Source organism: Streptosporangium nanhuense (assembly GCF_059358815.1).
Map to the genome: position 1 here is coordinate 148,564 of NZ_JCADBG010000006.1, position 26,902 is coordinate 175,465.

The 26,902-nt window shown below is 72.4% G+C and carries 21 protein-coding genes; 6 read left to right on the top strand and 15 right to left on the bottom strand.

What is annotated here, in order from left to right; all coding sequences use genetic code 11:
• Window positions 1–90: 90 nt before the first annotated feature.
• The 3 genes from AC5L38_RS14215 to AC5L38_RS14225 form a co-directional block, all read right to left on the bottom strand.
• Window positions 91–2,751, bottom strand: coding sequence for an RNA polymerase sigma factor (locus tag AC5L38_RS14215; RefSeq protein ID WP_495243252.1), 2,661 nt, complete (start codon window positions 2,749–2,751; stop codon window positions 91–93).
• A gap of 201 nt (window positions 2,752–2,952) precedes the next feature.
• The gene (locus tag AC5L38_RS14220; protein WP_495243253.1) at window positions 2,953–4,743 is read right to left on the bottom strand and encodes a substrate-binding and VWA domain-containing protein; all 1,791 of its coding nucleotides are present in this window, start codon (window positions 4,741–4,743) and stop codon (window positions 2,953–2,955) included.
• Window positions 4,744–5,013: 270 nt separating this feature from the next.
• Window positions 5,014–5,643 (bottom strand): hypothetical protein, encoded by a 630-nt coding sequence (locus AC5L38_RS14225; protein ID WP_495243254.1) that lies wholly within the window; start codon window positions 5,641–5,643, stop codon window positions 5,014–5,016.
• A 162-nt stretch (window positions 5,644–5,805) separates the two neighbouring features.
• On the opposite strand from AC5L38_RS14225, the gene AC5L38_RS14230 reads away from it, so the two are divergent.
• Window positions 5,806–6,579, top strand: a complete 774-nt coding sequence (locus AC5L38_RS14230; RefSeq protein WP_495243255.1) for a DUF4184 family protein — start codon at window positions 5,806–5,808, stop codon at window positions 6,577–6,579.
• A gap of 52 nt (window positions 6,580–6,631) precedes the next feature.
• Complete coding sequence (locus AC5L38_RS14235) at window positions 6,632–7,564, top strand: TrmH family RNA methyltransferase (RefSeq protein ID WP_495243436.1); 933 nt, start codon at window positions 6,632–6,634, stop codon at window positions 7,562–7,564.
• 4 nt (window positions 7,565–7,568) lie between these two features.
• Here the strand turns inward: AC5L38_RS14235 and AC5L38_RS14240 are convergent, their stop codons facing one another.
• The 7 genes from AC5L38_RS14240 to AC5L38_RS14270 form a co-directional block, all read right to left on the bottom strand.
• On the bottom strand, window positions 7,569–7,961 hold the full coding sequence (locus tag AC5L38_RS14240; RefSeq protein WP_495243256.1) for a RidA family protein: 393 nt from the start codon (window positions 7,959–7,961) through the stop codon (window positions 7,569–7,571).
• Window positions 7,962–8,031: 70 nt separating this feature from the next.
• On the bottom strand, window positions 8,032–9,858 hold the full coding sequence (gene atzF, locus AC5L38_RS14245) for an allophanate hydrolase (protein ID WP_495243257.1): 1,827 nt from the start codon (window positions 9,856–9,858) through the stop codon (window positions 8,032–8,034).
• Window positions 9,859–9,992: 134 nt separating this feature from the next.
• The gene (locus AC5L38_RS14250) at window positions 9,993–11,588 is read right to left on the bottom strand and encodes a SulP family inorganic anion transporter (RefSeq protein WP_495243258.1); all 1,596 of its coding nucleotides are present in this window, start codon (window positions 11,586–11,588) and stop codon (window positions 9,993–9,995) included.
• A gap of 3 nt (window positions 11,589–11,591) precedes the next feature.
• Window positions 11,592–12,272 carry a cysteine hydrolase family protein gene (locus tag AC5L38_RS14255; protein ID WP_495243259.1) on the bottom strand — a complete coding sequence of 227 codons (681 nt, stop codon included), beginning with the start codon at window positions 12,270–12,272 and terminating at the stop codon, window positions 11,592–11,594.
• A 229-nt stretch (window positions 12,273–12,501) separates the two neighbouring features.
• Window positions 12,502–13,149 carry a GntR family transcriptional regulator gene (locus AC5L38_RS14260; RefSeq protein ID WP_495243260.1) on the bottom strand — a complete coding sequence of 216 codons (648 nt, stop codon included), beginning with the start codon at window positions 13,147–13,149 and terminating at the stop codon, window positions 12,502–12,504.
• A gap of 137 nt (window positions 13,150–13,286) precedes the next feature.
• A complete protein-coding gene (locus AC5L38_RS14265; protein ID WP_495243261.1) occupies window positions 13,287–14,234 on the bottom strand; it encodes a D-alanyl-D-alanine carboxypeptidase family protein in 948 nt (315 codons plus the stop codon).
• A 195-nt stretch (window positions 14,235–14,429) separates the two neighbouring features.
• The gene (locus AC5L38_RS14270; RefSeq protein ID WP_495243262.1) at window positions 14,430–14,972 is read right to left on the bottom strand and encodes a DedA family protein; all 543 of its coding nucleotides are present in this window, start codon (window positions 14,970–14,972) and stop codon (window positions 14,430–14,432) included.
• Between the two features lie 169 nt (window positions 14,973–15,141).
• Here AC5L38_RS14270 and AC5L38_RS14275 point away from each other — a divergent pair, with 169 nt between their 5' ends.
• Window positions 15,142–15,798, top strand: coding sequence for a hypothetical protein (locus tag AC5L38_RS14275; RefSeq protein WP_495243263.1), 657 nt, complete (start codon window positions 15,142–15,144; stop codon window positions 15,796–15,798).
• 67 nt (window positions 15,799–15,865) lie between these two features.
• On the opposite strand, the gene AC5L38_RS14280 is transcribed toward AC5L38_RS14275, so the two are convergent.
• From AC5L38_RS14280 to AC5L38_RS14290, 3 genes are read right to left on the bottom strand one after another with little or no spacing between them, the layout of a single operon-like run.
• Window positions 15,866–19,237 (bottom strand): ATP-binding protein, encoded by a 3,372-nt coding sequence (locus AC5L38_RS14280; protein ID WP_495243264.1) that lies wholly within the window; start codon window positions 19,235–19,237, stop codon window positions 15,866–15,868.
• Between the two features lie 53 nt (window positions 19,238–19,290).
• Window positions 19,291–20,352, bottom strand: coding sequence for a lysylphosphatidylglycerol synthase domain-containing protein (locus AC5L38_RS14285; protein WP_495243265.1), 1,062 nt, complete (start codon window positions 20,350–20,352; stop codon window positions 19,291–19,293).
• 54 nt (window positions 20,353–20,406) lie between these two features.
• The gene (locus tag AC5L38_RS14290; protein WP_495243266.1) at window positions 20,407–21,228 is read right to left on the bottom strand and encodes a PIG-L deacetylase family protein; all 822 of its coding nucleotides are present in this window, start codon (window positions 21,226–21,228) and stop codon (window positions 20,407–20,409) included.
• 72 nt (window positions 21,229–21,300) lie between these two features.
• Between AC5L38_RS14290 and AC5L38_RS14295 the strand changes: the two genes are divergently transcribed.
• A complete protein-coding gene (locus AC5L38_RS14295; RefSeq protein WP_495243267.1) occupies window positions 21,301–22,494 on the top strand; it encodes a glycosyltransferase family 4 protein in 1,194 nt (397 codons plus the stop codon).
• Between the two features lie 199 nt (window positions 22,495–22,693).
• Here the strand turns inward: AC5L38_RS14295 and AC5L38_RS14300 are convergent, their stop codons facing one another.
• Window positions 22,694–23,089 (bottom strand): hypothetical protein, encoded by a 396-nt coding sequence (locus AC5L38_RS14300; RefSeq protein WP_495243268.1) that lies wholly within the window; start codon window positions 23,087–23,089, stop codon window positions 22,694–22,696.
• A 133-nt stretch (window positions 23,090–23,222) separates the two neighbouring features.
• Here AC5L38_RS14300 and AC5L38_RS14305 point away from each other — a divergent pair, with 133 nt between their 5' ends.
• Complete coding sequence (locus AC5L38_RS14305; protein ID WP_495243269.1) at window positions 23,223–24,563, top strand: APC family permease; 1,341 nt, start codon at window positions 23,223–23,225, stop codon at window positions 24,561–24,563.
• A 522-nt stretch (window positions 24,564–25,085) separates the two neighbouring features.
• Here the strand turns inward: AC5L38_RS14305 and AC5L38_RS14310 are convergent.
• On the bottom strand, window positions 25,086–26,351 hold the full coding sequence (locus AC5L38_RS14310) for a hypothetical protein (RefSeq protein ID WP_495243270.1): 1,266 nt from the start codon (window positions 26,349–26,351) through the stop codon (window positions 25,086–25,088).
• Window positions 26,352–26,448: 97 nt separating this feature from the next.
• Here AC5L38_RS14310 and AC5L38_RS14315 point away from each other — a divergent pair, with 97 nt between their 5' ends.
• Window positions 26,449–26,823: an STAS domain-containing protein gene (locus AC5L38_RS14315; protein WP_495243271.1), complete on the top strand. Its 375-nt coding sequence runs from the start codon at window positions 26,449–26,451 to the stop codon at window positions 26,821–26,823.
• Window positions 26,824–26,902 lie beyond the last annotated feature (79 nt).

Sequence of the window (26,902 nt, forward strand, 5' to 3'; positions counted from 1 at the left end):
ATGGACGTCAATGCCGACGCTCGGCACGACTCCATGGTTTACCGGATCCCAGGGAGAAGTCTCGCTGTTAGGTAAAACGAGATGCGCGAATCAGCCCGTCGCCCCCTCGGAGCTCGCCCCGGCGGAGGGGGTCGGAGTCGGGTCGGGGGCCGGCTCGTCGTCCGGGGGCGCAGGCGCGTCTGGCTCGGGACTTTCCCACGAGATCGCGCATCCGGTGTTGCCTCCGGCGGACCTGAACGCGACCCGTCCGGTGCCGCTCTCGGACGGGTCCTTGGCGGTGACCCAAATCACGCTTCTCGCACCCGCCTTCAACTGCCCCTGCGCGGGATGCACGGCGAGCCCGCCGGAGGTGGTCGCCGACCACGAGACCGTGGCGTTGCGGGCCGTGAGACGGATCTGCCCGGCGCCCTCCCCGATGTCGCCCGGGCACGAGACGCTCAGCCGCCCGGCCGCGGGCGGCGTGGTGGCGGTGCGGGTGGGCCGGGGCCGTCCCGCCGTGGGCGCGCGGCTCGGTGCCGGCCGCGCCGCGCTCGCGGTGGGGGCGGTGGGAACGGGCGTCTCGGTCCTCCTGCTCCGCCTCGGCGTGGGGGTGGGCGCGGCCTCCGCCTCGGGGTCCTCCAGCAGCGGGTCGGGCTCCGGCCCGGGGCCGGGCTCCAGCGTGATCAGCGCGGGTTCCGTCCCCGGCCCGGTCTGGGGGTCCCTCAACGCCCCTCCGGCCAGATCCTGCCCGCCCACGACGGCCACCGCCCCGGTGGCCGCCAGCACGCACACCGCCGCCAGCAGCACGGGCCCCCTGCGCCCGCGCCGCCGCCGCCGCTGCGCCTCCCTGCCCGGCGCCTTCCCCCGCTTTCCCTCACCCGAGGACGACGGCGTACTCTTTTCCTCGGGACTTCCCGCCGGTGGTGTGAGCCGTGCTTCGGAAGCCCCGGCCGGTGACGTACGCCAGACCTCGGTGCCGCCGGTCGGCGGGGTGGGGCGAGCCTCCCCGCGCGCGGGGGACTCCCCGAGCCAGGTCTCACCGTCCGGTGACGACGCGGGCCACGGCCCGTCGTCCGAGGACGACGTGCGCCAGGTCTCGCCGTCCGCGCTCGACGCGGGCCACGATCCGCCGTCGGGGGACGACGTGAGTCGCGCCTCGCCGGCCGGGGACGGCGTGCGCCAGGTCTCCCCGTCCAGGGACGAGACGGACCACGGCCCGCTGTCCGGGGACGGGGTGTGCCAGCTCCCGGCGTCCGGGAACGGCGGGGTGCGCCAGGTCTCGCCGTCGGTGGACGACGCCGACGGGACTTCGGCGTTCGCGGGTGGCGCCGCGCGCCACGCCTCGCCGTCCGCGGGGGGAGCCGGCCAGGCGTCGGGGTTCGTCGTCGGCGCCGGCCACGCCTCGGCGCTCACGGCCGGCGCCGGCCAGGCGTCGGCGTTCACGGGCGGCGCCGGCCAGGCGTCGGCGTTCACGGGCGGCGGCGCGTGCCGCGTCTCGCCGTCCGTGGCCCAGGACGAGCGCGGCGTCTCGGCGCCCGTCCACGGTGCCGCGCGTCCGGGATCGCCGTCCGTGGGCGACGCCATCACGTACCTCGGCGCCGTCCCGGCCTCGGGGTGGCGCGGCCCGCTCTCCGGGGAGCGGGCCCCGGCCTCCGGGAAGCCCGCCACGGTCTCCGCGTGCCCGGCCCGCTTCTCCCCGTACCGTGCCTCCGTCCCGGGCGGCCACGCTCGCGCGTCCGAGAGTGACGGTCCCGCGCCGGCGGGGGGTGTCCCCGCGTCCGCGAGCGATGTCCCCGCGTCCTCGAAGGGCGCGGAGTTCCGGGAACGGGTGCCCGCGGGGGGCGTGGCACCCGCGCTCGCGGCGGGTCTCTCCTCGCGTGCGCGCCTGCCGCCCGCGCCCTTCCGCCCGCCCCACCGGCGGCCCCCCGGGCGCCGTTCGGCAGGGGTGGGGAAGCCGGCCTTGTCGAAGCCGTGCCCGGCGACGACGGCGGCGCGCTCCTCGCGCGCCTCCGGGTTCACGCAGGTCTCGATCACCCGGCGGCGCAGGGAGAGCGGGGGATAGGCCAGGGGGACCAGGTCGAGCAGCCGCCCGGCCGAGACGTGCCGGTCCCTGCGCTCGACGCAGACCTCGCACCGGCCGATGTGGGCCGACAGCCGCCTGCGCAGCAGCGTGGTGAGCGGGCCCTCCCACGAGTCCACCATCGCCGACAGGTCGGGGCAGTGCGCCCGGCCGACCTTGGCGAGCACCACGGCGGCGGCCGCGTTCTCCAGGTGGTCGCGGGCCCGGCCGAGCCTCGCCGTGACCTGGCGGGAGCTCAGCCCCAGCACCGCGCCGACCTCGCCGCTGCCGAGGTCGTGGCGGAGCGACAGTTCGAGCACCTCGCGCTCCTGCCCGCTCAGCTCCGCCATCGCCTCGTGGACCAGGGCCGCGAGTTCCCGCTCGCCCGGGTCGTCATGGATGTCGGGCGGCGGCGCCGGCTTTCGCGGGTCGCCGTGCCCCCCGTCCGCGCACCGGATCCGCACGAGCGCGTACAGCCACGCGCGCAGGCGGCCGGGCTCGCGCAGGTGGTCCATCCGGCCCTGGGCCGTGACCAGGGCGTCGTGTACGGCACCGGCGGCGGCCTCACGGTCGCCCAGCAGAGAGTGGGCGTAGTCGTTGAGACGTTCGGCATAGGAGTCGTAGAGGCTCGCGGGCGCCGTTGTGTCGGCACGCCGCAGCGCCTCAACGAGTTGTTGATCGTCGGTTCGGCCGACGGTCGGCCATCCGGGCACGGATATTCCTCCCCCGCGAGACGGGCTCGTTCACGGGTTTCACCACTTGCCCGTTCCAGCCCACACGCGTAGGACGTCACCTCCCGGCAACCGGTTGACCGAAGGGGTCGATATCATGCCGATACGGTATGACCTGGGAAAACTGCTACGGCTGGTGCCAATGTGACACCAGCCGTACAGGGTGAAAATGATGCGTGAGGGTCAGTCGCAGTTGGGCGCGCAGAGCCTGCGCTTCATGCCCTCCAGGAAGAACTTCCTGACCTCCAGGATGTCCTTGGCGATGAACGCGTCACCGGCCGTCGCCTTGGCGAGGGCGTCCATCTGGCGCTTGCCCTTGGGGGCGTCGGGGCCGAAGGCGATGATCAGGACGCTGACCGGCTTCTCCGGGTCGAACTGGTCCTTGAGCCGCTTCAGGATCTGCTGGTTGCTGATCCCGCCGTCCGGGTCGTCGTTGCCGGCGCCGTCGGTGAGGATCAGCACAGTGTTGATCTTGTCGCTCTGGTACTCGTCGGTCATCTGCTTGTAGGCGGCGGCGAGGGTGTCGTTGAGCCCGGTGTCGCCGGTCGACTTGGCCCGGGTCGTGATCAGCCTCTGGTTGATCACGTCCCTGCGCAGGGCGCCGTTCATGTCCTCGGTGAGCGGGCCGACCGGGACCGTCTCGCGGTAGTCGACCCCCCGGCCGTTGAGGTGGGTGGAGAACTCCCACAGTCCCATCTCGCTCTTGGCCGGGAAGAGCTTCATGCCCTCGACGGCGATCCTGCTGATCGCCTGCATCCGGGTCAGGCCGGTACCGGGCACCGGCAGGGCCATGGTGCCCGAGACGTCCAGCAGGGTGAGGAGCCTCGTGCCCAGCTTGATCCGGGACCAGGTCTGGGACATCCTCGCGACGGTGTTGCCGTCGGGCGGCTCGATCGCCTGGGGGGCCTTGGCCTGGAAGCCGTCGGAGCCGGAGATCGCCTTGCCGCCCTTGCCGTCCGGGGTGCGGAACCCCTGCTCCTGCAGCGTCTTCCTGGACGCCTCGCTGCCCAGCTCCTTCCGGAACGCCTCGGCGGCCTTGCGCACGGCGGCGTCCTCGGCGGTGATCACCACCGGGTAGTCGAGGTTGATGGTCCCCTCGGCCGGATAGAGCGGCACGGCCGGGACCTCGGGCTTCTTGACCTTGTTGAACGCCCAGATCCCCTGCTCCGAGGAGATGCCCAGCGGGGCCTTGCTGCCCTTGACGCCGAGACTGGACAGCAGCGCGTCCTGGTCGCGGACCGTCGACGTCGACCCCGACAGGCTCTTGAGCGCGCCGACCAGCTGCTCCTCGCCCGCGCCCGAGGCCGTGGCCACCCCGGCGGCGGCCAGGAGCGCGCCGAGCCCGGCGGCGTTGAGCGAGGGATCCAGTACGAGGACGCGCACCTTGCGGCCGGGGCCGTCCACGTTGGCCACGTTGGCGGCGTTGATCATGCCGCCCCAGCTGGCCTCGCCGAAGCTCTTCTTCAGGTTCGGCACCACCGAGCCGGAGGCCACCATGACGATGGGGGAGTGGGCGATGGACGCGCCCGCCTCGGGCACCTCCTGGTTCCTCGCCCGCAGGTTCGTCACCCACAGCTTCGAGTCCGGGATCCACATGTCCATCGGGACGGCCTTGCCGCCGCTGAAGGAGGAGGCGACGGTCGCCGAGGTGCCCTTGGCCACCGTGACCGTGGCGCACCTGCCCTCGACGTCGTGGGCCGCCTTGTTGAAGCGCGCGGCGATCTGGGACAGGGCGGGCTGGATGTCCGGGGAGGCGGTGATCCGCACAGGGAGGGCCTCGCCCCCGCACGCCCCGGTGCCGCGGTCGCGGTTGATGACCACGAACGCGGCGACGCCGAGCAGCACGGCGAGGGCGACGGACCCGGCCAGCGGGACCAGCACCTTGCCGCGCCCCCCGCGCTTGCGTCTGGGCTGCGGTTCCTTGTACGGGGTGTAGCCGTCCTCGAGTTCATCCGTCCGGTGACGTCCGCCCACGATGTCCTCTTTGGTGTCGATGTCATGGAGCTAGCCGGTCACCCTATCGGGAGGTAGACCGCAATATTCACGGAACTGTACTGGGAATGATTACTGGGGCAAAAAACGCATTTCGGTGCCGCTGTTACCGAGTGTGTCGATCATGGAACCCTGTGTCCGCGAGGCGGCCGACGACCGGCGACGACGGAGATCACCAGGTCGGGCCGCGGAAACGACGGAAGATCGGCGACAGGGGGAAGAACGGTCGGGGACCGGCGGCGGAGAAGACGCTCAGTGGCAGCAGGAGTGCCCGCGCCACGCCCTGAGGCCCTCGCGCGCCGCCACCGCCGCCAGCAGAACCGCCATGGTGGGATCGATCCACCACCACCCGACGGGATTCAGCGCGAGCCCGGCCAGCACCCCCGCCGCGAGCAGGGCGCACATGAGGTTCTGCGTACCCTCGCCCGTCGTCGCCGCCGAGTGCAGCCGGGCGCCCAGCCGCCGCTTGGCCATCCCCAGGAACGGCATGCCGACCACGCTGGCCGCCGTGACCGCGATCCCGAGCACGCTCGGCACGGCCCGGTGGCCCGCGTCCAGGTCGTGCGCCACGTGCAGCACCAGGTAGGGGGCGAGGATCCAGAAGCTGACCGCCACCGCCCTGCGGGCTCGCGCCTCGGCGTGCGCGGAGCCGGTCCTGGCCCCGGTGAACCGCCAGACCACGATCAGGCTGGCCGCCGCCTCCACCAGGGCCGACACGCCCCAGCCGATGAGCGCGACCGAGTGCGCCCCCAGGCCGGCGGCGATGCCGAGCACGCTCTCGACGCCCAGCCAGACCAGGGTGGCCAGGGAGAGCGCGCGAGCCCTGCGGGCGTCGCGCAGCCACTCGGCGCCCGGCGGCGCCAGCACGATCTGGTCGGTCACGACGGCCTCCGGTGCCCGCTCGACAGCGTTCGGTAATCTATCCCTCACAGAGTGTCGGAAGGCGGGAAAGCGGCAAGGCTCCACGCGATGACAGCGGCGTGCTCCCACGAGGGCGCCGTGTCGCAGGATTGAGCTGTCCAGCAGATCGTCGGAGGGAAATCCGTGCCGTTCACGCCCAGTCACGTCGCAGCGGTGCTGCCGTTGATCTCCTCGGAGCGGATGCGCCGGTTCCTCGACCCCTGGGCGCTCGCCCTGGGCGCCATGGTGCCCGACCTGCCGATCTTCTTCCCGTTCCTGCCCGACTACATGATCTGGCACTCCGTCAGGGGCGTCCTCACGATCGACCCGTTCGCCGTCGTGGTGCTGCTCGCCGTCTTCCACCTGGTGCTCCGCGACCCGCTGACCGCGCTCCTGCCTCCCACCCTCGCCGGGCGCGCGGCCTCGCTGACCCCCGGCATGTACGGGTTGCGGCGGCTGCCCGCCGTGATCGCCGGAGGCGTCGTGGGCGCCCTCACCCACAAGGTCTGGGACTCCTTCACCCACTCGTACAGCTCGGCCCTGTGGGGATGGAGCTGGCTGGACATCCGGGTGGCGGGGGTGATCTCCCTGTTCCGCCTGCTGCAGTACACCTCCACCGTGATCGGCCTGGCGGTCGTCCTCTGGTGGGCCTGGCGCGGGCTGGCCGGGATGGAACCGCGGCCGGTGCCCGAGCGGCTGCTCCTGCCCGCCGGTGAGCGGGCGGCCGTGCTCCTGGCCGCCGCCGTGTCGATCCCGCTGGGCGCGGTCGCCTGGGCGGTGGCCTTCCCCTCGGGCAGCAACGCCGAGCTCGTGACGAGGCTGGGCGCGGGGGTGGTCGTCGGCTGCTCCGCGACGCTGCTCGTCTACGCGCTGATATGGCAGCTCAGGCGGGTCATGGCAGTATTCGAGGGTGCCTGAAGCCATCGACCCCCATCTGGCCGACCACCTGGCCGACCACCTGGCCGACCACCTGGCCGACCACCTGGCCGACCACCTGGCCGACCACCTGGCCGACTACGCCAACCTGCGCGACGTCGAGCTGCGCAAGAGCATGGAGGCCGAGCACGGCCTCTTCATCGCCGAGGGGGAGAAGGTCATCCGCCGCGCGGTCGCGGCGGGCTACCCCGTGCGTTCGGTCCTGCTCACCTCCCGCTGGGCCGAACCTCTCGCCGACCTCCTCGGCCCGCTCGGCGACCGGGTCCACGTCGTGGACGACGCCGTCATGGAGGACGTCACCGGCTTCCAGGTCCACCGGGGCGCCCTCGCCGCGATGGAACGCCTCCCCCTTCCCGGGGTGACGGACCTCCTGTCGGGACGCGAGGCGCGAAGGGCTCCCGCCGAGCACGTGACACGGCCGGCCGAACTCGGACAGCCGGGAGGCGAACCCGGATCGGCCCCCTCCGCCACGCGAAAAACTCCGGCCGGGCAGGTGGCGCCCCGGCGCGTCCTGGTCCTCGAAGACCTCGTCGACCACGGCAACGTCGGCGCCATCTTCCGCTGCGCCGCCGCCTTGGGCGTGGAGGCGGTGATCCTCTCGCCGCGCTGCGCCGACCCTCTCTACCGGCGCTCGGTGAAGGTCTCGATGGGTGCGGTCTTCGCGATCCCGTACGCCCGGATGACCGACTGGTACGCGGGCCTGGCCGAGCTGCGCGGAGCGGGCTTCCAGACGCTCGCCCTCACCCCGGACCAGTCCGCCACCCCCATGGACAAGGTCACCATGGCCGGACGGGTGGCTCTGCTCCTCGGCTCGGAGGGTGACGGGCTCTCCTCCCGCTGGCTGCGCGAGGCCGACGAGGCGGTCTGCATCCCGATGAGCCCGGCCGCGATGGGCCTGGGCGTCGACTCCCTCAACGTGGTGGCCGCCGCCGCCATCGCCTGCCACGGCCTCATGCGCGCGGGCTGACGGGTCACCGTGCCGCGGGACGTCGCGCGTCGACCTCGATCTCGATTCTCATGCGGGGGTCGGCGAGGCCGCACACGAGCATCGTCGCGGCCGGGCGGACCTCGCCGAAGTGGCGGCGCAGGGTCGGCCAGCAGGGCTCGAAGTCCTCGCGTTCGGGCAGCATGTAGCGCACCCGGACGACGTCGGCGAAGGAACAGCCCGCCTTGGACAAGGCCTCTCCGATGTTGCGCAGGCACTGCTCGGCCTGCTCGACCACGTCGTCGGAGATCGTCATGGTCGCGTAGTCGTAGCCGGTCGTCCCGGACACGTGCACCCTGTCGCCGTCGACCACCGCCCGCGCGTATCCGATCTGCTCCTCGAAGGTCGAACCGCTCAGGATCGCGAACCGCTCAGTCATGCGGAGAACCGTAGCAACCGGCGTCGGCGCACCGTCGTTGCGAGCTCGCGGCCACCGAGGCGCCGGATCGTCAGGGCCGGGGCAGGGAGAGGAGATAGTCCGGCCAGTTGCCGTGGTGGCTGATGTCGGGGGCGTCCTCGGTGGCGTACGACTCGCAGAGGAAGCCGTGCACCGCGCGGCCGTCGGCGAGGTGGATCGTGCCGAGGCCGAGGGGCGGGGCGGTCTGCGTGAGAAGGGTGCCGAGTGCCGAGGCACTCAGGTCGTACAGCTCGACCTCCACCTGGACGCCGCCGGAGGTCGAGCGGACCAGCCCGGGGAGCGGCAGGTCGCCGCCGTTCAGGGCGTGGAGGCGGTAGAGGGGGGCCGTCAGGGCGGTTCCCAGGCCGATGGCTCCGAGGGAGGTGAGCCGTCCGTGCAGGGGCTGGCCCGAGCGGTGCGCGCCGACCACGGCGAGCACCGCCCCCGCTTCCGGAGTGTGTACGGCCACAGGCCGCGCGTCCTGGACCGGGATCGCGGGGCCGCCGGTGAGGGCGTGGAAGGCGGCGCCGAGACCGGCGAGGAGTTCGTCGGAGCCCGCCGGTCCCAGGAAGGTGACGCCGTGCGGGCGGCCGGCGGTCGTCGTACCGGCGGGCACGGAGATCCCGGCCAGGTCGAGGAGGTTGGTGAAGGTGGTGTAGTGGCCGAGGATCGCGTTGCGCTCGATCGGGCTTTCGAGCATCTCCGCGACGGTGAAGGTGGTGGGCACGGTCGGGACCGCGAGGACGTCCATCGAGGCCCACGCCGCCCGGGTCTCGGCGTCCAGCGCGCGCAGGCGGTAGAGCCCCTCGAAGGCGTCCACCGCGCTGAGCGCGCCGCCGCCGGACAGCACCTTCAGGGTGACCGGGTGGACCTCGCCGGGGTTGCGGGCCACGAAGTCGCCGACCGCCGCGAGCCGTTCGGCGAGCCACGGCCCCTCGTACAGCAGCCGTCCCGCGGCGAGGAACGGGTCGAGAACGACGGGGACGAGCGCGTGGCCGAGGCCGGCGAGCCGTTCCACCGCCTCCGCGAAGGCCGCCCCGGCGGCGGTGTCGCCGAAGAACTCCGGGTCGCGCGGCACCCCGATCCGCAGGGGGTACGCGGAAGGCGGCACCGCACCGGGGGCGGGAAGTTCCCGTGACCAGGGATCGGCGGGTTCGAAGGCCGCGATGACCGACAGGACGGCCAGGCCGTCGGCGGCCGAGCGGGCGAAGACGCTCGGGCAGTCCAGCGACGCGCACGCGGGCACCACGCCGAGCGTGCTGACCAGGCCCCGGCTCGGCTTGACCCCGACGGTTCCGGTGAGCGCGGCCGGCACCCGGCCCGACCCGGCCGTGTCGGTGCCGACGGCGAACGAGACCAGGTCCGCGGCCACCGCCACCGCGGAGCCCGAGCTGGACCCGCCGGAGATCAGGCCCGGCAGCAGCGGCGACTCGCACGCGCCGTACGGGCTGCGGGTGCCCGACAGGCCGGTGGCGAACTGGTCCAGGTTCGTCTTGCCGACGAGGAGGGCGCCCGCCGCGAGCAGCCGTTCCACCAGCGGCGCGCCGCGTTCCGGGACGTAGGAGTAGGCGGGGCAGGCCGCGGTGGTGGGCAGCCCGGCCACGTCCACGTTGTCCTTGACCGCGAACGGGACGCCGTAGAGCGGCGGGCGGGTGTCCGGGTCCGGCCAGCGGCGGGCCAGCCCGGCCGCGTCGCCGAGCAGGTCCGCCGCCGGGCGCAGGGTGATCCACACGTGGTCGTCACCGCGCGCCGCGATCCGCGCGAGCACCTCCCCGGCCACGTCGGCGGGGCTGGCCGCCCCGGAGCGGTAGAGGCCGGAGAGGCTCTCCAGGTCCAGGCGAAGCGGACTGTCCGTGCTGTTCAGAGCGGGAGGCGGCATATGCCTTTCCTGGGTGTGTGGTGTCCGATGTCTGCCAGGGAGACACGGGGGCGCGGATCGGTTCGTGACGGGCGTGCCCCGCGAGCCGGTGCGGATCGGTGCGGATCGGTGCGGGTCGGTTCGCGGGGCGGCGCTCACGACGTGGCGGGGACGGGTTTCCCGCCGGCCTGCTCGGGGTCGTCGGTGGCCTCCGGCGTCTCGTCCGACGGTTTGGGCTTGAGGAAGACGAAGGCGAGCAGGATCAGCCCCGCGAAGAGGTAGCCCAGCGAGACCTGGCCGTTGGCGTTCCACTCGACCCGTTCCCCGTGGATCAGGCCGATGAAGGCGAGGGCCGCGCCGGCGAAGGCGTACCCGGCGGCCCACACGAACGACCGGTCGATGACGAAGGCCGTGATCGAGCCGAGTATCAGGCCGGCGAGCACGGCGCCCCCGCCGAGCAGGGCCGTTCCCTCGTAGACCGTCCCGCTCCGCGCGATCGTGTCGTACCCGACCTCCCGCGCGCTGGTGCCCGCGGCGGCGAGCGCGTTGTCCATGTAACCCTGCGCCCAGGAGGCGATGTTGGGAATGATCGCGATCACCACGGCCACCGCGTGCGCCTTCGGCACCGACTGGAAGGCCTGGGCGCCGATGAGCAGGCCGATGTAGAGCAGGATCGGCACGATCGCGGGCGTCGGAAGCACCGCGCCGAGCAGCGCGAACATGCCGAGGAAGCAGAACAGCGCGATCACGACGCCGCTCGCCATCGAGTAGCTCGTACGCCCGCCCGCGGACTTCCACCCCGGGTGGCCGATGTAGACGGCGGGCGGGAACGGCGAGCCCAGCATCGAGCCGACCACCGCGCCCGCGCCGTCGGCCAGGAGCACCGAGCGCAGGTTGTAGGAGTCGCCCGCGGCGGCGGCGCTCTCCACGTTGCTCATGCCCTCGGTGAAGTTGTAGATGCCGAGGGGGATGGCGGTGGCCAGCAGCGGCGACACCTGGCCGAGCCCTTCGAGCAGGCGGTCGATGTTCAGCGACGGCAGGCTCACCGCGATGTTCTCGGCGGCGGCGCCCACGTCGGCGGGGTTCATGTAGCCGCCGATCCAGGCGATCGCGGTACCGGCCAGGAGCGCGGCGAGCCCGACGGGGATGTTGCCCGGCAGCCTCAGGTCGGTGAAGAAGCCGACCATGATGATCACCAGCACCGGCAGCGCGATCCAGGCCGCCTCCCACATCTGCGCGGCGGGCCGCATCGAGATGAAGGCGATCGAGATGCCCGCCAGGGTGCCGAGCATCGCCGCCCTGGGGGTGAAACGGCGGATGTACGGGCCCACGAAGGCGCCGATCAGCACGATGACGCCGATGATGAAGCACCAGGCCAGCCCCGCCACCCAGGCCTGCAGGGGGTTCCTGGTCGCCAGGTAGGTCGGCAGCATGATCACGAACACGACGATGAACATGTGCGGGACGCTGGGCCCGTACGGCATCGCGCACACGTCGGTGCGGTTCTCGCGGCGGGCCAGCCGCCGGGCGAGGTAGGTGTAGTAGACGTTGCCGATCAGGAGCTGGATGCCCATCGCCGGGAGGATGACGCCGAAGACGTCGGAGCCGGGCAGGTGGAGGACCCCGAGGCAGAGGCCGCTCAGCACCAGCACGTTGACCATCACGTTGAAGCCGAGGCCGAAGAAGGCATTGGTGTCCCCGCTGACCCACCAGGGGAGCTTGAGCTGGGCGGGGCCGGTTGTCGTGGTCATCGGTCAGCTCCGGGTTTCGAGTGCCTTGAGATAGCCGCCGGAGGGGGCGACCCAGCCGAAGATGCCGCCCTGGGCGGCGATCATTTCGAGCCCGTACCGCTGGAACTCGGCGAAGTAGGAGCCCACGCAGTCGGACAGGACCAGGCACTCGTAACCCCGGTCGTTCGCCTCACGGACGGTGGTGTGCACGCACACCTCGGTCGTGACGCCGGTGACGACCAGGCTGCGGATGCCGGCCGCGCGGAGGGTCTCGTCCAGGCCGGTGGCGTGGAAGGAGCCCTTGCCGGGCTTGTCGACGACCAGCTCGCCCTCGGCGGGGGCGAGCTCGTCGATGATGTCGTGGCCGTACTCGCCGCGGATCAGGATCCGTCCCTTGGGGCCGGGATCCCCGATGCGCAGCGACGGCGCGCCGCGGTTGAGCTTGGCGGGCGGGCAGTCGGACAGGTCGGGCAGGTGCCCCTCGCGGGTGTGGATGACGGTAATCCCCGCCGCGCGGGTGGCGGCCAGCACCTCCTGGAGCGGCGGGATGACCCGCCGCAGCATGGACACGTCGTTGCCCAGGGTCTCCCCGAAGCCCCCGGGTTCGACGAAGTCCCGTTGCATGTCGATGAGCAGCAGCGCTGTGTGTCGCGGATCGAACCCGTATGCGTAAGGCTCGGCCTCGACGATGAGCGGATCGGACATGTTGACTCCGTGTTCCTCGGATCCTCCTTTTGTCGATTGTCGACAAGATTGTGTCGGTGGTTTTCCCGCCCGGTTACGCTTCTGTTAGCGGATCGGATCAGAGCGTGAGGAAACCCTCGGCGGGACGGTTCAGCGCGTGATGAGACCCCGGCCGAGACGGTTCAGCGCGTGAGGAGAGCCCCGGCGGAGCGTTCGGAGCCTGAGGAGACTCCCGGCCGGTACGGTCGCCTCAGCCGATGTAGGTGCGCGCCCCGTGCCGCGACAGCGCGTCCAGCGCGGTGGCCGGGTCGCCGGAGGCGATCGCCTCGAAGAGCCGCCGGTGCCGCTCCACCCCCTCCGACGGGGCCCGCTGCTCGGCCTCCCTGCGCAGGTTCGCGGCCATGTAGAGCTGCAGCTTCAGGATGACGGGCTCGTACGCCATCAGCAGCTGGCGGTGGCCCGCCAGCGCGACGAGCGCGACGTGGAAGCGCCGGTGCGCCTCGTTCTCGCCGAGCGGGTCGTCCAGCCGCACCGCCGACGCCATGCCCTCCAGGGCCTCGGCCAGCGCGGTCATGCCGTGCGCGTCGGGGAGCGGCAGAGCGGTCTCGACCGCGTAGCGTTCGAGCACGTCGCGCAGCCCGAACAACTCGTCCACGTCGTCCCCGGTCAGCTCGGTGACGCGGGCTCCCCGCCGGGGCAGGTGCTCCACCAGCCCCTGCTGCCCGAGCGACCGCAGCGCCTCGCGCAGCGGTGCCCGGCTGATGCCGAACCGCTGGGTGAGCTGCTCCTCGATCAGCCGCTCGCCCGGCGCGAGGGCGCCGGAGAGGATCTCGTGACGGAGCCGTCGCATCGAAAGCTCGACCAGGCTGGGGTGTTTCAGCTCCCCATCGGGTTCCACCCGTCCATCTCCTCTTGACTCTCGACGTGTGGAACAAACTCTCTCAGAGATCGGCCGGATTCCCGCGCGCGGGATGGCGGCGCGGCCGGGGACACCGGTCGCGCGCCCGCCGGGAGCGCGTCACCCCCGCGGAGCTCTCACAGCTCGGGCAGGGTCTGCTCGCCCGCCCAGTCGAGCAGGCGCGTCGCGCTCTGGAAACGCCGGTCGGCGTTGGACTCGCCGAGGATGACGCCCACGAGGCGGTGGCCGTCGCGGTCGGCGGCGAACGACAGGCAGTATCCGGCGGCACCGGTGTAGCCGGTCTTCAGGCCCATGACCCCCGGCGTCTTGCCGAGCAGCTTGTTGGAGTTGGTCCAGGAGTGGGCCCGGTGCACCTTGGACTTCGCCACGAGGTGGCGCCTGGTGGAGGCGATGACCCGCAGCAGCGGGTCGCGGAGCGCGAGATCGGCCAGCTTCGCCTGGTCCAGGGCGGTGGAGTAGCCGGGGCTCGGCTTCGGCAGGCCGTCGGCGTTGGCGTAACGGGTGTCGGCCAGCCCCATCGAGCGGGCCGTGGCGTTCATCTTCGCCACGAACTTCGTGTCACCGGGACCGTAGACGCGGGCCAGGGCGTGGGAGGCGTCCGCCCCGGAGGGGAGCATGACCGCGTAGAGCAGGTCCCTGACGGTCAGCCGCTCCCCGGCGCGCAGGGAGGCGTGGGTCGCGCCGTTCGCCGCCGCGTGCCGCACGTCCGCGGCCTGGATCGTGACGGTGTCGTCCAGTTTCGCCTGCCTGAGGACGACGTACGCCGTCATGACCTTGGTCAGGCTGGCCACCGGCATCCGCTTGCCCGCCTGCTTGCTCAGGTGGACCGTTCCCGTGCTCGCGTCGTACAGGTACGCGGCCCGTCCCGGCACCGAGGGCGCGGAGACGCGCCGCTCCGCGACGGGCGCGGCGGTGGCCGGGACGCGCGCCGCAGACCCGCCGGACAGTGCCGGTGCCGGTGCCGAGGCCGTAGCGGCCGGTGCGAACACCGGAGACACGGTGGCAAGGGTGACCGCGGTGACCAGCGCGGCGCGGGCTGTGAGGCGTGCTCCCCCGTGATGCATGCGAGCCATGCTGACAGAGGTCGCCGTTGATATGCGGAAGTTGGCGGTTTGGCTATGGAAAAGTTGACATCGGTGCCGTGGGCGGACGTCAGGAGTGTGGGAGTGCGCGGCCACGAGGTCCGGTCGCGCCGGAGTCGGCGCTCGATCACACGACGGGCTCACGTCGCCCATGTGCCGCCGGTCGGGCCGGCCGTCTCAGGCCGCGGTGGCGAGTCTCTCCGCCTCGCGGCGGGCGGCCCGGCGGCGGCGCCAGCGGACGAACCCGACGACCGCCGCGACCGCCACCAGCGCGGCCAGGCCCGCCAGGAGCGGCGAGCGCGCCGCCAGCCCCAGCCAGCCCCAGATCACCGAGTACAGGCCGAACGAGGTCACCGGCACCCAGGTCAGGCAGCCGAGCGCGCTGGCCACGACGTACCAGGGATAGGAGATCCGCAGCACCCCGGCCACCCAGGGCAGCGTGTGGCGCAGCCCCGGCACCCAGAAGCAGGCGTAGACGGCGAGCGCGCCCCACTTCCTGACGACGTTCTCGACCCGGGTGATGTTCTCCTGGCCGATCTTGGCGCCCAGGCGCGAGGTGTAGAGCCTGGAGCCCAGGACGTGGCCGATCCAGTAGTAGGCCTGGAACGCGCCGAACAGGGCCACGCCGCCGACGATCACCCAGAGCCACAGGGGCATGCCCAGGAAGGACGCGGAGGCCGGGTCGGGGATGCCCGCCACAACAGGTCTCACTCTGAACATCACCACCACGGTCGTTCCACCTGCCTACCCCGATATTAGGGCAGGCTTACCTCAACCGGCAGACCGGCATCCCTCCGAGCGTCCCGGGCGTCCCGGCTGCAAGCGGACGTCAACTCCAGAGCAAGAACCGTGGCGTACACCTTGGGAGTAACGAAGAAAGGTGTCCGTCATGAGTCCGCGTAGCAGTGTGGCGCCGGTGGTGGCGAGTGGGACCGCGAGCGCCGTCAAGCTGCTCGTCGCCACCCTCGCCTTCGCCGGAGCCTACCTGGGGGTCGAGGCCACCTACGGCACCCCGGCCCAGGTCCCGGCCGGTGCGGCGGCACAGGCGCCGGTACGGACGGTGGAGCTGTCGTCGCGGTCGATGCCGGCCACGGAGCAGGCCCCGGTCACGGAGCGGGGGGCGGCCACGGAGCGGGTCTCCGCCGCGGGCCGGGTTCCCGCCACGGACAGGACCACGGGCAAGACCCCGGGCAGGACCGCGGAAAAGATCACGGACGGGGTCACGGACGCAGTCGCGACCCGCGGCACGGTCACCGTCAGCGCGCTCGACGCGCTCGGCCCGTGCGACAGGCCGTACCGGGCGCGGAGCGTCGTCGACAACGCCGACCCCCGGGCCGCCGTCTCCTACGGCTGGCGCCTGGAGCGCTGGAGCCCCGGCACCCGCCGCTGGCAGACCTACCTGGGCACCGGGTCCGGTTTCGGCGGCGAGAGCCAGACCGTCGAGTGGCAGCCCAGGATCGTCAACAACCCCGGCTGGTACCGCGTCGTGCTGTCGGTCTCCGGCGACGCCCCGCTGCGCAGCGAGAAGTTCCTCGTCGGCTGCTGACCGCCCGGTCCCCGCCTCTCCCAGGCCCCTGCCCGGGGAAGTACCGAAGCTTCAGCCCCGGAAGGCGTCAGCCGCCGAGGGAGCGCTGTGCCGCCTCCACCCACCGCTCCACGCCGACCCGCTCGGCCACCGCGAGGGCGTTCTCGTAGTGCGGCCTCACCGCGTCGGCGAAGCCCAGCCGCAGCGCCAGGTCGCCCAGGGTCAGGGCGACCGGCCAGAGGGCCACCACCCCGGTCCCGGCGCCCGCGATGCGGTCGGCGAACGGCTTCAGCGTGTCGTACGCCTCGATCATCCGCTCCCGGTCGTCCAGCAGCATGCCCGCCAGGGCCCGCCAGACCATCGCCAGCTCGTAGAGGAAGTCGGGGCGCACGGGCGTCTTCACCGCGATCACGGCCCTGGCGTCGCGGTGGTGGCCCGCCGAGGCGAGGGCCACCGCGTAGGCGTCGAGGGTCCACTTGGCCCCGCGCTGGTGCGCCTCGGCCAGCGGCTCGACCATCTCGGCGGCCCGCCCGTTCACCAGGTGCAGGCAGAACGTGGTGATCAGCGGCAGGTCCTGGCGGCCCTCCAGCATCCCGGCCTTGGCGGTCAGCCGGGCGGCGTCGCGGTAGGCGCGCTCCGCCCCGGCGAAGTCACCGGCGATCATCAGGCGCTGCCCGGCGTACCAGGCGACCACGGCGGCGGGCGCGGACAGGCCGTACTGCCTGGCCATCTTCTCGGCGGCGGCCACGTGCGCGTCGGCCTCGGCGAACGCGCCCGAGGCGGCCGCGCACTCCATCAGCACCAGGTGGGCCAGCGCCTGCACCGAGATCTGCCCGGTCGTCTTGCCGACCTCCAGCAACTCCCTGCCGATGACCTCGCGCTCGCCCACCGGGGTGATGCCGTACGACTGGCGCAGCCGCCCGCTCAGCGCGGTCGCCAGCAGGGCGGGGTCGCCGGAGCGCCGGGCCAGCTCCTCGGCCTCCAGCGAGGCCTGCTCGCCCCGGGGGGTGGCCGAGCCCTCGAGCTCCAGGGCGAGCGTGGCCAGCAGGCTCGCCCGCAGCGACTGCTCGCCGGCGGGCAGCTCGACCAGCGCCTGCTCGGCGACGTCGACGATCTCCCAGGCGGTGCGGGTGAAGTCGCGGGCCATGCCCTTGTGCGGCACCGCCAGCGAGGCGGCCACCCGGGCGGTGAGCTCCAGGTTGCCCAGCGGCAGCGCCGCGTCCATCGCCTCGCGCCGCCGCCTGCGGGCCGCGGCCATGTCGCCGCAGAGCGCCAGCGCCTTGATCAGCCGCAGGGTGAGCAGCAGCCGCTCCCTGGTGCTGTCGGGCGTGTGGGTGACGCCCGACCGGTCGAAGGCGGCGATGGCCTGCTCCCACAGGGTGGCCGCCTCGCGGTGGGCGAAGCGCCGCTCGGCCTGCTCGGCGGCGAGCCCGGCGTAGTGCACCGTCTTGCCGGCGGTCTCGCTGGTGCCCGCCGAGTCGTAGTGGTGGGCCAGCGCGGCCACGTCGCCGGGGTTCCTGCGCTCGATCACCGAGGCCACCGCGGCGTGCAGCCGCGAGCGGCGCAGCCGTGAGGCGTCGGAGTACAGGGTGTCGCGGACCAGGTCGTGGTCGAAGCGGAGCATGCCGGGCCCCGGCTCGGTGACCAGGCCGGCGAGCAGCGCCGCCTCCACCGCGTCGACCACGGCCTCCTCGTCGCCCGAGACGTCGACCAGCACGTCCACGTCGACGTCGCGGCCGATCACCGCGGCCTGCAGCAGGATCTGCTGGGCGATCGCGGGCAGCCGGGAGATCCGCCTGCGCAGCACGTCGCGGACGCCGGAGGGCACGCCGGAGATCACCTCGGCGGCCGTCGCGCGGTCGCTCACCGCCTCGGCGTCGAGCAGGCGGACCGTCTCGCGGACGAAGAAGGGGTTGCCGCCGGTGCGCTCGACGATGCTGTTGACCGCGTCCTCGTCGACCTCGCGCACGCAGGTCGCCCTGACCAGCTCGGCCACCGCCTTGGTGTCGAGCCCGGTGAGCCCGACCCGGACCGGACCGAGCCTGGCCAGCGCGGCCAGCACGTCGGCCTGCTGGTCGCTCAGCTCGCTGTCGCGGCAGGTCACCACCAGCAGCACCCGGCTGGTGGCGAGCAGGCTCGGCAGCGCGCGCAGCAGCGCCAGCGTCTGGTCGTCGGCCCAGTGCAGGTCCTCCAGGGTGAGCAGGATCGGCGTCTCCTTGGCGACGGCGGCGAGGTAGCCGCCCACCGCCCGGTGCAGCCGGAACCCGCCGGAGGCCTGGTCGTCGTCGGGCTCGGGGGCCGCGTCGTCGAGGAGCGGGGCCAGCAGCGAGGCGTACTCGCCGGGCCCGGCCGCGTTCACCAGGGTGCGCAGGATCTCCACCCAGGCCCAGCCGGGAGGCGTGGCGCTGCTGTCGGGGCAGGCGCCCGAGGAGATGCCCCACCCGTCGTCGGACAGCCGCCTGATGAGCTGGCGGACCAGCGTGGTCTTGCCCGCGCCCGCGTCGCCGCTGATGACCGCGACGGTGAAGCGGCCGGTCCTGGCCGCGGCGGTGGTGAGCCTGCCCAGCTCGGCGTCGCGGCCGACGAACGGCTCCGGCTCCAGCGGGGGCAGCTCCACCGGGGCCACCGTGGGCCTGGGCGGCCAGGTCTCCGCGGCCACCTGCTGGCGCTGCCTGGACGGCGGCGGGGTGGCGAGCTGCAGGCCGGGGTCCTGGGACAGGATGTCGGACTCCAGCTTGCGCAGCGCCGGGCCCGGGTCGATGCCGAGCTCGTCGGAGAGGATCGTGCGCGCCCGGCGCAACGCCGCCAGCGCGTCGCCCTGCCGCCCGCAGCGGTACAGGCCCAGGGCGAGCAGCCGCCAGCCCTCCTCGCGCAGCGGGTGCTCGGTGGTCAGCGCCTCCAGGTCGGGCACCGACTCGGCGGGCAGGCCCATCCGCAGGCCGCTGTCGGCGTGCCGCTCGCGGGCCACCAGGCGCAGCTCGGTGAGCCGGTTCACCTCGGCCTCGGCCCACGGCTGGTCGGCGAAGTCGGAGTACGGGGTGCCGCGCCACATCCCCAGGGCCTTCTCCAGGCGGGCCCGCGCTGAGGCGGGGTCGTCGCCCTCCAGGTGCTCACCGGCGGTGCGGACCAGCGTCTCGAAGCGGAGCGCGTCGACCTGGTCGGGGGCGGCGCGCAGCGCGTAGCCCGAGGCCACGGTCACCAGCAGCCGGTTGGGGCCGCCGCGCGGACGGCCCGGCTCCAGCACCCTGCGCAGCCGGGAGATGTAGACCTGAAGGCCCGACTGGGCGCCCTTGGCCGCGTCGTCGTCCCACAGGTCGTACAGCAGGGAGTCGACGGGAACGACCTGCCCGCGCGCGACGAGCAGGCGTGCCAGGACAGCACGTTGACGAAGCCCGCCCAGGTCGAGCTCGTCATCACCGGAATGCGCCTCGACCGGGCCGAGAACTCGGAAAGCCACCATGTCAGCCGCCACGCTATGTGGGCCTTCCGATCGCATACAAGGTATTTCCCAATCTAGCGACTGATCGACTCCTTTTCAGGAGCCGATGCGGCGTTCTCACGCCTGCGCAGGAACGTCCACGCCCCCAGAGCCAGCCCGCCGAAGGGGATTTCGACAGTGTAGGTCCAGAACCCGAAAAGCAGGGCGGCGGCGGTGGCGGAGTCCAGCGGAGCACCGAAGAAGACCAGGGCGCCGATGGTTCCGGCCTCCATTATCCCCGTACCGCTGGGAGTCACCAAAGCCGTGGTCAGCACCCGGGACAGCGCGAAGGCGGCGATCGACTGCGCCAGGCCGGGGTAGGCGCCGGTCGCGTGCAGGCAGACGACGAGGATCAGCCACTGGAAGCCGAGGAAGAAGACCATGCCCAGCGTCAGCCCGGCCCAGCGGCTCCGCACGATCTCGGAGGTGTCGGCCCGCAGCTTGGTCAGCGCCTCGGAGGCGGCGTGCTCACCGGGACGGATCCGGCGGGGGAGCAGCCGGGTCAGGGCGTCGAGGCCGCGGCCCAGGACGCCGGCGGCGCGGTCCCAGTAGAGGGCGACGGTCACCACGGCGACCAGCACCAGGATGGACAGCACGCCGGCCCAGCCCGCCCTGGTCACCGAGGGGCTGAGCGGCTGCCCGCTGAACAGCAGGGCCACGATGCCCGCCGCGGGCAGCAGGAAGCGGAACAGCGTGTTCCAGATACCGGTGGTCAGCGTGGAGACCAACACGGCCCGCGCGGAGAAACCCCAGCTCTTGGCCATCGCGAACGTCAGCGCCACCCCGGCCGCGCCGCCGAAGGGAAGCAGGTTGCTCACCGCGCTGCCGCTCGCGTTCAGCGTCAGGGCCTGCAGGTGGGTGAGCCCGGGAAGGGAGGCGGTCAGCACGAACGTGTAGGCGAGGAGGCTGAGCAGCCAGACGGCGGCCATCAGCGCGACCTCCCCGGCACTCAGCGCGGCGAACTGCGCGCCGATCTGCGCCCAGGAGACGTGCTTGCCCGTCAGCGCCGCCACGACCTGGGGCATGAAGAACACGAGCGTGGCGGCCAGTGCCAGGGACACCACCGACAGCCCGACCTGGAACAACCTGCTCTTCATGCGACACGCCCGCTCTTCATCCGGCACCCCCGGTCAAGTCTGCCGGTCCCGTTCTCATCCTTTGGGAGGAACTTCGAAGGGGTGCCTCAGCCGGGATCCCAGGGGGGCGTCCCGGCGGACGTACCACTCGGTGCCGAAGACGAGGCGGTACAGGGGCTGGGGGATCTTGAGCATCACCCCGAGCGTGCGGGTGTCGGCCCCGGTGGCCTGGGAGGCGTGGGCGGCCATGCTCGCCCGCTTCTGGCGGGCGAAGCGCCGCACCGCGACCCGGTGGGTGATCACCTCGCCGGGGGAGTACGCCCGCTCGAAGGCCCGGATGTCGAGCTGCGGGTAGAACCTCCTGGCGAGCCGCAGCCCCCGGAGCAGGGGGTCGCGGTTGACGGTGGCCTCCAGCACGATCGGGGTCCGGGCGATCTCGGCGGCCCGGCCGCCGACCCGGTGCACCTGGACGTGGTCGGGGTGGCCGTAGCCGCCCGCCGGGTCGTAGGTCGTCAGCAGGTCGGCCCTCTCCTCGGTGAGGATGGCGGCCAGCCGTTGGGCTGCCTCCTCGGCGTCGGCGTCGATGAAGGCGTCGTCGGGCCGGTCGTCGGCGACCCCGCCGCCGGGCGCGAGCCCGGAGTCGCCGTAGCCGAGGTTCACCACGCGGGCGCAGCCCAGTGCCGCCGCCGATTTGTACAGCTCGGCCATGCGGGCGGCACCCAGCGCCTCACCGGGTTCGAGGTCGGCCTGGCCCCGCTCTCCCGAGGTCGCCACGACGAGCACCACCCGGTGCCCCTCGGAGGCGAGCATCGCCATGGTGCCCGCGGTCAGCAGGGCCTCGTCGTCGGGATGGGCATGGAAGAACACTGCTGTCTTGACGCTGCTGATCAGGCTCACTCCGTTCGCGCGACTCGGACGCGCCCTCGCGGGGCACGCAGGCATGATCTCACGCGGGTCTACGCTGGCACGGTGAGGATCCTCCACATCAGTGACTGTTACCTGCCGCGTCTCGGCGGGATCGAGGTGCAGGTCGCCGATCTGATCCGGACGCAGCGGGAGGCGGGCCACGAGGTCGAGGTGGCGACCGCCACCCCGGGGGAGAGCCTTCCCGGGGTGCACAGGATCGTCGCGAGACTCCCCTTCGACCTGCCGGTCCACCCGTTCGGGACGGGCCACCTGCTCCGTCTGGTGAGAGCGCGGCGCCCCGACGTGGTGCACGTGCACACGGGCGCGGTCTCGCCGTTCGCCTGGATGGGCGTGCGGGCCGCGACCCGCGCGGGCCTGCCCGTGGTCGTCACCGTGCACAGCATGTGGGACCCGGTCACGCGGGCGCTCTACCGCGGGCTGCGGCTGCTGTTCGGGTGGCACCGCTGGGGGCTGGTGGGCACCGCGGTGAGCGAGGCCGCCGCCCTGCCGATCCGCGCGGTGGCCGGGCCCGGCGTGCCGGTGCACGTGGTCTCCAACGGCCTGGACATCTCCGGCTGGCGCTCCATGCCCCTCCCCGCCGATCCGGTACGGCCCGAGCCGGGCGGGGATCCCTCGCGGTCCGCGCCGGACGGGGACCATCCGGTACGGCCCGAGCCGGGCGGGGACCAGGCACGGCCCGAGCCGGTGCACGTCGTCGCGGTGGGACGGCTCGCGCCCCGCAAGCAGCCGGTCCGGTTGCTGAGGCTGCTGCGGGAGGCCCGCGCCCAGGTGCCGAAGGAGACGCCGATGCGGGCGACCGTCGTCGGCGACGGGCCGGCCCGGTCGCAGATGGAGCGCTACCTGAGGGCCAACGGCATGACCGGCTGGGTCTCGCTCCCCGGCCGCTACAGCCGCGAGCGGATCCGCGAGCTGCTCGCCTCGACGGACGTGTTCGTCGCCCCCGCGCCCCGCGAGTCCTTCGGGCTGGCGGCGCTGGAGGCAAGGGCGGCGGGGGTGCCGGTGGTGGCGCGCGCGCAGAGCGGGGTGGCCGACTTCGTACGGCCCGGCAAGGAGGGGCTGCTCGGGAGGAGTTTCGACGAGTTGGTCGCGTCGGTGGCCAGGCTGGTCCGCGACCGCGAGCTGCGCGAGTCGATCGCGGCGAACAACCGGGAGACCGAGCCCGTCCGCAGTTCCTGGCCCGCGGTGCTCGAAGGCTTCGAACGCTGCTACGAGCAGGCCCGCGCCACCAGGACCTGACCGGGGCGGGGAAGACGTGTGAGGCCCCTGCCGTGCGGTGGCAGGGGCCTCGACGAAACTCGACGAAACTCGATGGAGCTGTTCGGTACGGCCGCCGCACCGCACTGCCCCCCGCAGGCGGGGCGGCGGCCGTACCCGGAACGCCTCCTGTCACCAGGAGGCGCGAGTCCGGTGGACGGGTTCGTCCGGGAGCGAGCGCCTAGGAGCAGGCCTCGGCCAGCTTGGTGCTCGCCTCCTGGGCCTTCGTCACCAGCGATCCGGCGGCCGTGGCGGCCGCGGCCGGGTCGTTCGGGTCGATCTTGACCGACTCGAACGAGGTGGCGAGGTCGTTGAGGGCGGTGGCCACCTCGCCCTCGGCCGTGCCCGCCAGCGCCTTGAGGTCGGCGGCGAGCTTGGCGGTGGCGTCGTTGTACTTGGTGAGGTCACCGGCGCTCGCCGCGGCGGCGGTGGTGAAGTCCGCGAAGGGCTTCGACCACGAGGCCTCGGTGCAGACCGCGCTGTTGGCGGACGCCCCGCCGCAGGCGGCGGTCATCGATATGAGAGCGACTCCCGCGGCGGCGACGGCGAGGCGACGGGAGGAGAGGGCGCGGAACATTTCTGCCTTTCATTGCATTTCGTGACAGTTGGAACTGTAGGCAGGGTTCCTTGCGGATCACTTTCATGACGCTTACAACAGTGACTCGTGTGACCCGACGTGATTTCGCCCCCTCTTTGGGTAAGGGCGGGGTATGGCTGAGGCGATCGTCGATCCCGGTTCCGGTCAGCACTCGCTCAAGCGGGTCATCGGGCGCAAGGTCCTCCTTCTGTTCGTGGTGGGCGACATCCTCGGCGCGGGGATATACGCCCTGGTCGGGAAGGTCTCCGGATACGTCGGCGGAGCGCTGTGGGTGCCCTTCCTCGTGGCCTTCGTGCTGGCGGCGCTGACGGCGACCGCCTACGCCGAACTTGTCGGTAAATATCCACAAGCAGCCGGTGCCGCGCTTTACGCGAATAAAGCGTTCAACATCCCCTTTGTCACTTTCATCGTGGCGTTCGCGGTGCTGATGAGCGGGATCACCTCGGCGAGCGCGGCCGCGCGGGCCTTCGGCGGCGACTACCTCGGGGAGTTCGTCACACTGCCGGTCGTCGTCGGGGCGTTCCTCTTCCTCGGCCTGGTCGCGCTGGTGAACTTCGCGGGGATCTCCGAGTCCGTCAAGGTCAACGTGGTGCTGACGATCATCGAGGCGTTCGGCCTGCTGGTGGTCATCGCGATCGGGATCTTCGCCCTGCTCTCCGGTGACGGCGAACCGGCGCGGGCCCTGGAGTTCCATCCGGCCAACGGCGCCTTCCTCGGGGTCCTGGGGGGTACGGCCCTCGCCTTCTACGCGCTGCTCGGCTTCGAGGACTCGGTCAACCTCGCGGAGGAGACCAAGGATCCGCAGCGAGACTTCCCCCGCGCGCTCTTCGGCGGCCTGGCCATCGCGGCGATCATCTACATGGCGGTCGCGTTCACGGCGACCATGCTGGTCGACACCAAGACGCTGATGAGCTCGTCGGGTCCGTTGCTGGAGGTCGTCAAGGTCGCCGGGCTGGCGTTCCCGCCCAAGTTGTTCGCCCTGATCGCGTTGCTCGCGGTGGGCAACACCGCGCTGATCAACATGCTCATGGCCTCGCGCCTGGTCTACGGCATGGCGCGTGAGGGAATCGTGCCGCGGGTCTTCGCGGCGGTCCATCCGACGAGGTCCACCCCGTGGGTGGCCATCGTCTTCACCGTGGGTGTCGCTGCGGTGCTGGTCGCCACCGGCGACGTGGGCGGTCTGGCCGACACCACGGTGCTGTTGCTGCTGTGCGTCTTCACGCTGGTCAACGTGGCCGTGCTGATCCTCCGCAAGGACCAGGTGGACCACGATCACTTCCGGGCGCCGAGCTGGATGCCGGCCCTGGGGGCGGTGGTCTGTTTCGTCCTGGTGCTTCCGGTCACCGGCAGGAGCGTGGACGTCTACGTCCGCGCGGGGGTGCTGCTCGTGATCGGGGTGGCTCTCTGGTTCGTCAACCGGTTGTTCCTCTCAGAAGGGCAGCGTCCGTCCTGAGGGGGTGCGGAGGTCCAGAGCGATGGGTTTCCGGGGCGGCCGGGGCTTTTGGAGGATAAGAACCTTTTTCATGTGATACTCCCTCTTTGTTGGAGTTTGAGAGAGACTACGTCACCTGACCGACTTTTTCACGGATTTTTTACCTAGTACGTGCAGGTCTGGGGTGGGTTAGGGGTCCTAGGGGTCACGTGAGCGCGCGGAGGTCTGACCTCTGGCGTCCCAGCCGTCTCATTTGGGGGGTAATGGTGCGCCATGTCCGCACAGTAGGTGGCTCATGTTTCCGGCGGTGACACCGCGTGTTCCAAGTCCGCGACCTCGGTGCCGCCCAGGGTACGGCGAGACGGTTACGCGGCGGGCGGTGATGCCGTCCGTGTCAGGCGTGCCGTCCGTGTCAGGCGTGCCGTCCGTGTCAGGCGTGACGGCCGCGTCCGGTGGGACAGCCGCGTCCGGTGGGACAGCCGGGCCGAGGGCCGGGAACCGGCGACGACGCCGGCGAGGCCGGCGGCTGGGTCGGCGGCTGGGTCAGCGGCGGAGCATGAAGGCCTTCTGGTCGTCGCCGACCCCCACTGAGCCCACCGCCCACAGCGTGTCGCTGCCCGGCACCCGGGCCAGGCCGGTGCCGCCGACGTCGTCGGTCTCGTCGTACTGCTGGGTGGTGGTGTAGGCGCGGAACAGCGGACCGTACTCGCGTGACCAGGTGGTGCCGTCGAAGTGGAGGATGAGCACCTGTCCGGCGTGATCGGCGTCGACGCCGCTGATCCACAGGTCGCCGGGGCCGGAGGCGGTGATCCCGTGCAGGCTCCCCCGGGAGAGCGGCACCTCGACCCGCGTCCAGCGGGTTCCGTCCCAGCGCATGACGAGCGGCCGCGTCTCCGCCTGACCGCCGGACCCGATCTCGCCCTCCGGCGGGGACGACGGGGTAGCGGTGATCTGCCCGACCGCCCACACCTCCGAGGGCGAGACCTGCCAGACCCCGCTGAGACGGCCGCCGGGGATCGGGGGCGTCTCCAGGCTCTCCCATGATCCGGCCGTGCCGTGCCAGACCAGCGGGGTCCGGGTCTCGCTCGTCCCCACCGCCCAGACGTGCCCCTTCCCCGAGGTGATCGCCTCGAAGGCGCCCCCGGTGCTCAGCGCGTTGCGGAACTCGCCGCCCGCCCGCTCCAGGACGACCGCGCCGGAGGGGCCGTTCGCGGCGAACCACGCGTCGCCGCCGCTCGTCGTGACGTCCGCCAGTCGGTAGTCCTCGGCCACCCCGAAGGGCCGGTGCGGGGCCCACGCCCGCCCGTTCCAGTGCGCGGCGAACGCGCTCGGGCCGTTGCCGACCACCCACACGTCGTCGGGCCCGGCCGCGCCGACTCCCTCCAGGCGCTGGGCGCCGGCCTCCGCGCCCAGGGACATCTCCCGCCAGCGCCTCCCGTCCCAGCGGAGGACGGCGGGCGTGCCCTCCCGATCCTCCGCGCTGTCCTGGTATCCGACGGCCCAGGCGTCGCGGGGCCCGGTCGCCGCCACGTCGAGCAGCGCCGTGCCGCCCGACAGCTTCGCGCCCCCCACGGCCGCCCACTCGGCGGACGCGGCGACCGCCCCGGTCGCCACCGGGCTCGCCGAGGGATCTCCCGGCGCGGGGGCCGGGGAGGTGGAACCCGGGGGAAGGGGGCTCCGCGAGGCCGTGCCGCCCGGTGCCGGGGTCGCTGTAGGCCCAGTGGGCCCAGTGGGCGCCGGAGCCCCGCCGCACGCGGCGATCAGGAGCGTTCCGACGACCAGGACCGCCACCGGGCGCGCTTCAACCATGCCACCATTGTTCCGCATGCCTCCGTCGTCCGGCCCGCCTTCGATGATTAGAACCGCCTGGCTGGGGCACCGGGGACGTAGGCGGGAGAGGATGCCGATGTCGAAGGCTGAGAAGGACGCGAGATTCCGCGTCCGAGCCGACAAGCACAGCCAGTTCACCGCCCTGCACGCGGTGGGGGCACTGGACTACGGGTCCTCCCATCTGCTGAAGGAGCAGGCCGACGTCGCGCTGGGGGCGATGGATCACCCGCGTCTGGTGATAGACCTCACCGAGGTCACCTTCTGTGACTCCACCGGATACGGCGTGCTCATGTACGCTCTCACCCGCGTCCGCCGGCTCGCGGGATCGCTGGTCCTCGTCGGCCCCTCCGCCGTGATGAGACAACGGCTGAGGCGCCTGGGGGTGGCCGAGCTGTTCGACACCCGGCGTACGGTCGAAGAGGCGATGGAGGCGTTTCCCAAGACGACGTGAACGGCCGTTCTTCTCCACACCGAGGCGATCCGCGCCGTATGAGACAGTTATGGTTGCTTGGGCAAAGGGTCGGTCAGAG

Bases quoted from the DNA above. Each gene is read 5' to 3' on its own strand.
- AC5L38_RS14240 (WP_495243256.1), bottom strand. From the start codon at position 7,961: ATGACTGAGCGGTTCGCGATCCTGAGCGGTTCGACCTTCGAGGAGCAG.
- atzF (WP_495243257.1), bottom strand. From the start codon at position 9,858: ATGCCGCCTCCCGCTCTGAACAGCACGGACAGTCCGCTTCGCCTGGAC.
- AC5L38_RS14250 (WP_495243258.1), bottom strand. From the start codon at position 11,588: ATGACCACGACAACCGGCCCCGCCCAGCTCAAGCTCCCCTGGTGGGTC.
- AC5L38_RS14255 (WP_495243259.1), bottom strand. From the start codon at position 12,272: ATGTCCGATCCGCTCATCGTCGAGGCCGAGCCTTACGCATACGGGTTC.
- AC5L38_RS14265 (WP_495243261.1), bottom strand. From the start codon at position 14,234: ATGCATCACGGGGGAGCACGCCTCACAGCCCGCGCCGCGCTGGTCACC.
- AC5L38_RS14270 (WP_495243262.1), bottom strand. From the start codon at position 14,972: ATGTTCAGAGTGAGACCTGTTGTGGCGGGCATCCCCGACCCGGCCTCC.
- AC5L38_RS14275 (WP_495243263.1), top strand. From the start codon at position 15,142: ATGAGTCCGCGTAGCAGTGTGGCGCCGGTGGTGGCGAGTGGGACCGCG.
- AC5L38_RS14280 (WP_495243264.1), bottom strand. From the start codon at position 19,237: ATGGTGGCTTTCCGAGTTCTCGGCCCGGTCGAGGCGCATTCCGGTGAT.
- AC5L38_RS14285 (WP_495243265.1), bottom strand. From the start codon at position 20,352: ATGAAGAGCAGGTTGTTCCAGGTCGGGCTGTCGGTGGTGTCCCTGGCA.
- AC5L38_RS14300 (WP_495243268.1), bottom strand. From the start codon at position 23,089: ATGTTCCGCGCCCTCTCCTCCCGTCGCCTCGCCGTCGCCGCCGCGGGA.
- AC5L38_RS14305 (WP_495243269.1), top strand. From the start codon at position 23,223: ATGGCTGAGGCGATCGTCGATCCCGGTTCCGGTCAGCACTCGCTCAAG.
- AC5L38_RS14310 (WP_495243270.1), bottom strand. From the start codon at position 26,351: ATGGTTGAAGCGCGCCCGGTGGCGGTCCTGGTCGTCGGAACGCTCCTG.
- AC5L38_RS14315 (WP_495243271.1), top strand. From the start codon at position 26,449: ATGTCGAAGGCTGAGAAGGACGCGAGATTCCGCGTCCGAGCCGACAAG.